Here is an 8605-nt window from a genome sequence, read left to right on the forward strand (position 1 = left end):
TGCCTACTTTACTTCGCCGTAAGCGTCCTTTATTCGTTCGAAAACGCTCTCATACAGGGAGATCTTACTGAGAAACCCCTCAACATAGTCTCTCATCTTTTTAAACTGAGTCTCCGTTATGGCCCCCGATCTAAATGCTGCCATAACGTCGCCCCTGAAGGACTCCGCATATGCCCTAGTTTCGTCCAAGCGATCCAAAGTAGACTCGATCACTGAGTCCGCATCACTCTCGTAGCCCATATCCAACTCCAGCCAAAACCACAACCTTAACGAGAGGGAATCAAAAGAGGCTCCCTCCGCCCGCTAGCGCAGGGTTAAAACCCTTGCAATACCTAAAGTATAATAGCACAGCAGTGAATACACTTTAAAATACCCATTGTAAAGAAAAATATAGGTTGCAAATAAAAAAGTATGGTCCTCAAATAACTTTGACTTTATATTATCAACGCGGCTGGTAGAGAGCCGTGGAAGGTTTTTAGGGAATTGTGTTTTGTTCTGAAATAGAAAGGTGTTAGTAGTAAAGAGAGTACTGATCTCCTCAGACCACGCCGGCGTAGAATTGAGGCTCGCTTTGAGTGCCTACCTTGAGAGCATTGGATGCGCAGTAACTGATTATGGGTGCGATCCAAGTTGTTCTGCGGTGGATTATCCAGACTACGTCCATGACGTCGTTCAAAACGTATCTCCAACAAGTTTTGGTGTACTTGTTTGTGGAACTGGAATAGGTATGAGCATTGCAGCTAACCGTAATAGAAATATTCGAGCAGCACTCTGCTTCAGCCCGCTATTTGCCCGGCTCGCTAGGGAGCATAACGATGCCAACGTTCTATGCTTTGGGTCGCGTTACATAGAACTTGATACTGCAAAGGAAGTTCTGCATACGTTTGTGTCCACAAAGTTTTTAGAAGGAAGACACATGGCAAGAGTAATGAAACTGATGTAGGTGATTCCTTTTAAGTATTTCAGGTTACAGTGTTTATACGCAGCGTGGGCTGGTTTCATTTGGATGAGCTAGTTTGCGCGCGCGGAGTGACCTGGAGCGTAGTCACATAGGTCCGTATTTTCTCGCACTGTAGGATTTGCACTGATCTACTTTTTAAGCCGTGCTTAAGGTAAATGCCTAGCTCTTATGTAAGATCCAAAAAATAATGGGAGGTTGTGTTACCTATAGCCACCAACTTATGATCTTTCTCTTACACCACTCGTCTTTACCAACTCTTGAGCCTAGCCAACATTTTTGTGCGGTAGCTTGGTATCACTAGCCTTTATAGAAGGCTTTATTGAAGGTCATAGCTTGGAAGTGTGATTGAACAAGGTATTCTTGAAACCTGGATTTGACAAGCGCTAAAACTAATTATTACATACTAGAGCCCTGTAGAAGACCCATCGCTTAAAGCTCTATCCGATTCACTTACCGCGCAGAAAAACATACGTACGTTTTTGCTCTTACTGATAACTAATATATTTACGAATTTATCATAGTTTATCAGGAGTGACGATCGTAAAATGCAGAACGGATCAGCTTTCCATAAACCTTCACAATAAAAGATATAAAAAGCGGAAACGCCGTCGATGTGGCGTCAAACAATCTCCCTTTCATTTTTGTTTGAGAGACCGAGTGCATCCTACACAATGATATTATTTAGAAGATAATATGCTGTCTACAATGCACGCCACAGCTGAAACAGCCCATAACAACACACAATCATATTAAAAAAGTAGACTGGAGCCTGATAGCTTGAACCTTCTCGTTGGTACATTAAGCCAAAATCCTATATGCTACGGCAGAGCTTTCAGATGAGATGGCTTATTTTGTTGTTAAATCGATAGCATCAAACTTGGTTAGATTTCGGGAGCTAAGTGGTGCGCTTAGGACTCTTACCCTTCCAGATCTTGTGGGTGGAGCATCAGACGATGTCCATAGCTTCGCTGTACCTCTTCATCCAGGTGCAGAGAAGTTCTTCAAAGATTCTGGTATTCTCTAGAATGAAAGTAACGTGAGCGATATTGTACTTGGTATCGAGACTAGTTGTGATGAAACAGCGGTAGCTGTTCTTACATCAGATGGCCGAGAATGGCTTCCCCTTTTAACAGCGCTTTGTGAGCAGCGTGACCATTCATACCGTATACGGCAATCCACCCTTTAACGGCGCGGCGCCTTTTCATATCCCTCAAAGTGAGCACAAAGCAAAATTTGAGGCGTATTATAGCAACTTGCGAGTAGTTCTTGCAGATATACTTCCAAGACAAAACCTTCAACCCATATGCCATAATAGATAGGCACATATTATTGGAGGATCTTACAACGATTTTCTGCGGCGATAGTTACAAGTTCCTTGTGTTTATAAATTGTATAACTAGTTTGTGTTGCTTTTGTTTAACACAATTTGGCTTCTAACTCCTCCCTTTACTTGACCGATTTGAACAGTCCAGCTTCTGCACTTTTTGTTGAAACTTTCAAGCAAGCACCACGTTAAATATATACGCGGCCAAGGAGAAATAAAGAATGAGCGCATCTCAACTAGAGAACACAGCCCCTACCAGATCTCAATAAACAATCCACTGTGACAAAACTAAATATTGTATACATGCAATAACATCGACAATCCAAGTCGACATCTACGTTAAAGAGCTGACCGCACCACGAATGAGCTCTACAGACTTAGCAAAGACCGCGGCTTCACTAGAAGTCAACTGATATTCAATAACTTCCTCTACGCCGTTGCTTCCTATAACAACAGGAACCCCAACGAACAGCCCATCATCAACGCCGTACTTCCCACATAAACGCACAGAACAAGGAATTACCGCACGCTTGTTGAATATGTATGATGATAACATGTGGAAGCAAGAATAGGCAGGTGCATAGTACGCTGAGCCCTTTCCAAAGAGTTTAACAATCTCTTCACCACCTTTCCGCGTCCTTTCAACAATAGCCGATACTTCATCACGACTCAAGCGGCCACTACTGATAAGATCTTCCACAGAAACACCTCCTACTGTTGAATACCGTAGAAGAGGTAGCATAAGATCTCCGTGACCACCCAAAACAACTGATAGTACGCTGTCTACTGAAACCCCCATGTGTTTTGCAAGGAAGTACGAGAACCTAGCAGAATCCAGAACACCAGCCATTCCTACTATCTTATTCGCAGGAAGCCCCGAACACTTGTGCATGTACCATACCATAGCATCAAGAGGATTAGTGACTACAATGACAAAGGCATCGGGAGCATACTTCGCTATATTCTCAGCAATGCCCTTTATTACAGATGCGTTGGTTAGTATCAGATCTTCACGACTCATACCCTCCTTGCGGGGAATACCAGCAGTAACAACAATGGCATCAGAACCACGCATCGAAGAATAGTCAGTCGTGCCCTCTGCCGTGACATCTGTCCCAGCTATTGACAGGGCATGACCAATATCAAGAAGCTTGCCCTTCGCAACACCTTCAAGAACATCTATGAGGACCATTTCCTGAGCGACACCAGCAGCACCTAACATATAGGCAAGCGACCCACCTATGTTTCCAGCGCCAACCAGAGAAACTTTGACCTTACGTGCAGCTGTCATGACTACTACTGTGGAGATATGAATGGCTGGATTGTAGCACACGTCAATAGCTTGTCAAGTACAGCAGAACCCTGTTTATGCACTCCATTTAGCTGTCGCAGAAATCTCCTCTGCGCACAAAAATGATGCTATTGCCTTGCGTGCTGTTATTTCGCACTTCCACACCGAGCAGTACTCTGTAACAATGAACTCTATCAGGTCCTCTAAAACTTCTTCCAGAAGGTCATATTCTTTACCACTCAGTCTTCCTACTACTTTCTCACGCAGTGCTGCATAATCAAGATAGGATTCCTCTTTTGTGTAATGTAATTCAATGCTCACATACAGCTTTTGTTTTATAACTTTTTCCCATTTGTAAACTCCTATGCGCACGTACGTGATTAAGTCCACTATATTTAGCTGAAAAATCACAAAATCCTCCATAATTTACGCATGCCTATAGTAGAATGGGCCGGTAAAAGTTTTGTCTAGTGGAATTTTGTATATGCAGGAACGTGTACACAAGTTGCTATCATGGGCTTCAAACCTAGCTTTGTATCCATTTGGTAAGCCAAAAAAGACCAAAGATGGAGAACTGCATTATATATCTGGTACAAGAAGGTGCGTAGGAGCATTGCTTGACCTTCTGCTGATAGCAGTCCTATTGCAGGTTATCCATGGTGGCTTTCTGTATGTTTTGCCAAAAAATGAGGAAGTTTTCAAAGCCGTAGAGAAGTACAAGATGGGAGGCACACTGAAGAAAGAAGAGGTAATACTGAGAAACCAATACCTATTCAAAGCCATAACAATACAGGCAATAGAGATGATAGTAGTGTACTTTTACTACGTGTATATGTGGGTAAAATATGCGGCGACAATCGGTATGTTTTTAATGGGACTTAAAGTTATTGATGAAGTTTCACTTGAACACATGAGCTTCTGGCAAGCAACTAAGAGATTTCTGTTCACAAGTCTTTCAGGCATCCCTCTCGGTATCGGGCTGGTATGGTCTAACTTCGATAAAAGAAAGAGGGCATGGCATGATATGCTGGCCAAAACAGTTATGGTCACGAATAAAAGCTTAAAGCGTCATAAAGAGCTTTCCGGTTCTGGAAGCTAAACGTGCTTGGGGTGCAAACATTCAAGAGGCCATCGCGCCCTAGGAGCAAACTCAAGCGAATACGAGATATTCTTTCCCAAGCGCAAGTTCTCCAGCCCCGCCCAAGCAACCATTATGCCGTTGTCGGTGCATAGCTCACGGGGAGGAAAAACAACGCTGAACCCTACTTCTTCTACGCACAACGCTATTATGCTCCTAAGAAAATTATTTGATGCGACACCGCCTGTAACCACCAAGGTGTTAACATCTCCATTACATAGCTCTCTCGCAGCTATCGCCGCCCTTTTAATTTTGCTAGATAAAATCTCCCCCACGCATTCCTGAAATGACGCACAGATATCACAGACAACCTGCTCATCCAAAGCACCAGCCTTTTCAATAGCAGTACGCACTGCCGTTTTTAGACCTGAAAAAGAAAAGTCGCAACCGGGCCTTTTATTTAGCGCTCTGGGAAAGAAATATTTACTTCCCTCACCTTTTAGCGCCTTTTCTTCTACACTTGGACCTCCAGGGTAGCTTAGACCCAGCATGCGTGAAACTTTGTCGAAAGCCTCGCCCAAAGAGTCATCTATCGTGCACCCAAGTTTTGTATAATTCCCAACACCATGTGCCAACATAAACTGGCAGTGTCCACCTGAAATTATAAGAACAAGAAATGGAAACTTCACATCATAAAGCATCCTTGCAACAAGGGCATGAGCTTCCAAGTGATTTACGGGAATGATGGGCTTCTCCATGGTGAATGCAACTGCCTTTGCAAACATGACTCCAACAATTAATGATCCAACCAAACCTGGACCTGCAGTCACAGCAATACAAGACAGATCGCTAAAGCTTAAATCAGCAGTTTTCATTGAATTCTGCACTATAGCAGGCAATACCTCAAAATGCGCCCTTGCAGCAATTTCAGGAACAACTCCACCAAATGCTGAATGATCAGATTGAGAAAACACCTCATGAGCGAGAACTTGGCTATCTGATGTAAGAACAGCTACCGCTGTTTCATCACAACTAGTCTCGATACCAAGTACAATATCGCTCACGTTACTTTCATTCTAGAGAATACCAGAATCTTTGAAGAACTTCTCTGCACCTGGATGAAGAGGTACAGCGAAGCTATGGACATCGTCTGATGCTCCACCCACAAGATCTGGAAGGGTAAGAGTCCTAAGCGCACCACTTAGCTCCCGAAATCTAACCAAGTTTGATGCTATCGATTTAACAACAAAATAAGCCATCTCATCTGAAAGCTCTGCCGTAGCATACATTGAAGCCCTGACAGAAATAGTACGGACATCATCCCGTATGTTCACATAAGTACCACCAGGTATAACCCCTTCTTGGTAATACGGGTGCTTTTTGGTCAGTACGAAAATCAATTCTGGATCCAGTGATATAGCGACAGCATTACATGTGGCAGTCGCCTCTTGCATCGACGCATTAGGGTGTCCTACAAAATCAGATATCACATCAACTTTGCCATCGCACAGCGCTTGCACCTGCTCAGAAGATTTCAAATCGGAAGTAACGAGAAAATCACCTGTAGTCCATCCTTTTGCCTTTATAAGACTCAACATCGCAGAACGAACACCAGTACCAGGCGCACCTATATTCACCCTCTTTCCTTTTATGTCATCAACAGTCTTTATTCCCGAATCCTGTTTTACCACCAAGGTCAAGTATTCACGGTGCAAATACGCCAAGAGTCTTAAATTCTCCATCGGAGGAACATTCTTGTAAACGTCCTTACCTACGTACGCATAGTAGCCTATATCCGATTGCGCAGCACCAACATCCATGGTGCCCCTTCTCATAGAATTGAGGTTATATACGCTACCAGAAGTCGATGCTGTAGAACAAATCAGCTTCCTTACGGGATATGCCTCATTGTAGTCAGCGACAATAAACTTACATACACCTCCACCTATGGAGTAATATACACCCATCATAGATCCCGTGCCTATCAGTACAAAGTCACGCTGTTTTGGGCTAAAAGCAAGTGCGAGATCACTAAAAAACATAAAGGAAAGGCTACACAAGGCTACAAACCCAGTAACTATCATCCTAAGCATACAAGACCTATAAGCATTTCTCTAAATTACTCATCATGCTACAAAAGCGACTAGAGGATAGACTCGCACTTCCCACCAGGACCCCTGCAATATCACTAATACCAGCCACCAAATCACATATATTCCCGTCGCTGACAGAGCCGCCATAAAGGACCTTTAGATCTGGATCACACGACTTTATTACACCAAGAGATTCCCTAATTAAATCAACATCAGGTATCTCTGACCCACCTATCGCCCATATGGGCTCGTACGCCACAAAAAATTCACCTTCTATAGGTAAACAGCTACGACACTGTCTTAGAAGCACCTCCCTGGATACTCCTCCCTTCCTCTCTTCAAGTGTCTCCCCAACACAAATTATCGGCTTAAGACCAGCGCTGATAGCACACTCAGATTTCCGCCTTATATCGCCATCTGCTTCGCCTAGCATGAGCCTCCTATCTGAGTGACCAAGTATCACATACTCACATCCACACCTGTGCAGCATTCCTGCTGTGATCTCACCAGTGCACCCCTTACCGCTTTCGTGAAAGCAGTCTTGCCCTCCGAGACGTATAGGGCAATCTTGCGACCTAGTAGGCATCGCAACAAAAGGCGGACAAAATACGGCCTCTACCTTGCCGCTACCGTATTCTGTAACGTAGGAACACAACGAGTCAAGGAACTCGTTCGCTAACCCAAGGTCGCCATTAGCCTTCCAATTCGCGACAACAAGAAAGGACATACGCTCCACAAGAGTTAAAAAGAGAGCCGGCTGTCGGACTCGAACCGACAACCACCTGGTTACAAATCAGGAGCTCTATCCAGTTGAAGCTAAGCCGGCCGACCGCTATAATAGCTAGCAGTAGACATGATATATATGTTAGAATAAAAGTCAAATGGTTAAATTTGTCTATCGACTGAATTATTCAAACGGATAAGCTAGTGGGCCCTGGAAGATATAGAGCAAGAAAATCTTTGGGACAAAACTTCATACTCGATAGTGCAATAGCAGAACAAATAGTTTCATACGCAGGATGTCTAAGAGGGTGTAACGTAATAGAGGTAGGGCCTGGGCTCGGAGTTATGACAAGGTCCATACTAGAAAAAGGCGTGCACAAACTTACAGCAATAGAGAAGGACAAAAGACTTGTACACGTACATAAGTCTCTTGAGGAAGAATACCCTGAGTATGAGTGCATGTACCAAGATATTCTATGCACAGACATAGAGTCACTGGTAGCGTATAAACCCACAAAAATGATATCGAATCTTCCGTATAACATCTCCGTTATTCTTCTCCTGAAGCTGGTACAGCACATACATTCTTTTGAAAAGCTCGTTCTTATGTTCCAAAAAGAGGTCGCAGAGCGTCTTACTGCTAACCCAGGTCAGAAGTGCTACGCAGTTTTGTCTATACTTATTCAGCTGTTTTGTGACGTGAAAAAAGTGGCGGATTTTCCACCTGAAGTCTTTACACCAGCTCCAAAAGTGCATTCATCTGTTGTGGATATTACTCCACTTAAGACTCCTAGATTCACAGTAGATTATCTGTATTTTGTTCAATTCTTAAAGAAGATATTTCAGTGTAAGAGAAAGACAATCCGTAATTCACTAAGGTCATTCACCAACCACTGGTGCGATGTTCTTGCAGCATGTAATATAAATCCTGATACCAGGGCGGAGTCCCTCACCATAGAACAGCTATGTATGCTATCCAACTCCTTACAAGCTACAAAAGACTACACCAACTAATCACACCGCTACGCGGCTGATATTACCATGTTATTTTTTTCACAATCATGTAGCGGAAAAGACAACTGGTACAAGTTATAGAATTGTAAATCCGGTACCAGTGCTCAAATCTCCGCTTGTA

Annotated in this window: 10 protein-coding genes and 1 tRNA gene; 4 read left to right on the plus strand and 7 right to left on the minus strand. The window is 43.4% G+C overall.

Annotated features, from left to right (window positions below; genetic code table 11):
* Nucleotides 1-3 precede the first annotated feature (3 nt).
* Nucleotides 4-240: a hypothetical protein gene (locus tag PGW94_RS03845; protein WP_271758820.1), complete on the minus strand. Its 237-nt coding sequence runs from the start codon at nt 238-240 to the stop codon at nt 4-6.
* 268 nt (nt 241-508) lie between these two features.
* On the opposite strand from PGW94_RS03845, the gene rpiB reads away from it, so the two are divergent.
* Nucleotides 509-943 (plus strand): ribose 5-phosphate isomerase B, encoded by a 435-nt coding sequence (rpiB, locus tag PGW94_RS03850; RefSeq protein ID WP_271758822.1) that lies wholly within the window; start codon nt 509-511, stop codon nt 941-943.
* 826 nt (nt 944-1769) lie between these two features.
* The gene (locus tag PGW94_RS03855; RefSeq protein WP_271758837.1) at nt 1770-1985 is read left to right on the plus strand and encodes a TAXI family TRAP transporter solute-binding subunit; all 216 of its coding nucleotides are present in this window, start codon (nt 1770-1772) and stop codon (nt 1983-1985) included.
* Nucleotides 1986-2619: 634 nt separating this feature from the next.
* Here PGW94_RS03855 and PGW94_RS03860 read toward each other — a convergent pair.
* Both PGW94_RS03860 and PGW94_RS03865 read right to left on the minus strand, forming a co-directional pair.
* Nucleotides 2620-3576, minus strand: coding sequence for a malate dehydrogenase (locus PGW94_RS03860; protein WP_271758823.1), 957 nt, complete (start codon nt 3574-3576; stop codon nt 2620-2622).
* A gap of 75 nt (nt 3577-3651) precedes the next feature.
* Nucleotides 3652-3999, minus strand: a complete 348-nt coding sequence (locus PGW94_RS03865; RefSeq protein WP_271758825.1) for a dihydroneopterin aldolase — start codon at nt 3997-3999, stop codon at nt 3652-3654.
* Between the two features lie 61 nt (nt 4000-4060).
* On the opposite strand from PGW94_RS03865, the gene PGW94_RS03870 reads away from it, so the two are divergent.
* Nucleotides 4061-4675 carry an RDD family protein gene (locus PGW94_RS03870; RefSeq protein WP_271758827.1) on the plus strand — a complete coding sequence of 205 codons (615 nt, stop codon included), beginning with the start codon at nt 4061-4063 and terminating at the stop codon, nt 4673-4675.
* On the opposite strand, the gene tsaD is transcribed toward PGW94_RS03870, so the two are convergent.
* The 4 genes from tsaD to PGW94_RS03890 form a co-directional block, all read right to left on the minus strand.
* Complete coding sequence (tsaD, locus tag PGW94_RS03875) at nt 4672-5718, minus strand: tRNA (adenosine(37)-N6)-threonylcarbamoyltransferase complex transferase subunit TsaD (protein WP_271758829.1); 1047 nt, start codon at nt 5716-5718, stop codon at nt 4672-4674. The two genes, PGW94_RS03870 and tsaD, sit on opposite strands and share 4 nt — an antisense overlap.
* A gap of 12 nt (nt 5719-5730) precedes the next feature.
* Nucleotides 5731-6738: a TAXI family TRAP transporter solute-binding subunit gene (locus PGW94_RS03880; protein ID WP_410519530.1), complete on the minus strand. Its 1008-nt coding sequence runs from the start codon at nt 6736-6738 to the stop codon at nt 5731-5733.
* 16 nt (nt 6739-6754) lie between these two features.
* Nucleotides 6755-7474, minus strand: a complete 720-nt coding sequence (locus PGW94_RS03885) for a triosephosphate isomerase (RefSeq protein ID WP_271758833.1) — start codon at nt 7472-7474, stop codon at nt 6755-6757.
* A 24-nt stretch (nt 7475-7498) separates the two neighbouring features.
* Nucleotides 7499-7573 (minus strand) — tRNA-Thr (locus PGW94_RS03890).
* Between the two features lie 101 nt (nt 7574-7674).
* On the opposite strand from PGW94_RS03890, the gene rsmA reads away from it, so the two are divergent.
* The gene (rsmA, locus tag PGW94_RS03895; RefSeq protein ID WP_271758835.1) at nt 7675-8484 is read left to right on the plus strand and encodes a 16S rRNA (adenine(1518)-N(6)/adenine(1519)-N(6))-dimethyltransferase RsmA; all 810 of its coding nucleotides are present in this window, start codon (nt 7675-7677) and stop codon (nt 8482-8484) included.
* Nucleotides 8485-8605: the final 121 nt, after the last annotated feature.

The sequence above is a fragment of the Candidatus Anaplasma sp. TIGMIC genome (assembly GCF_028204095.1).
Lineage (GTDB): Bacteria > Pseudomonadota > Alphaproteobacteria > Rickettsiales > Anaplasmataceae > Anaplasma.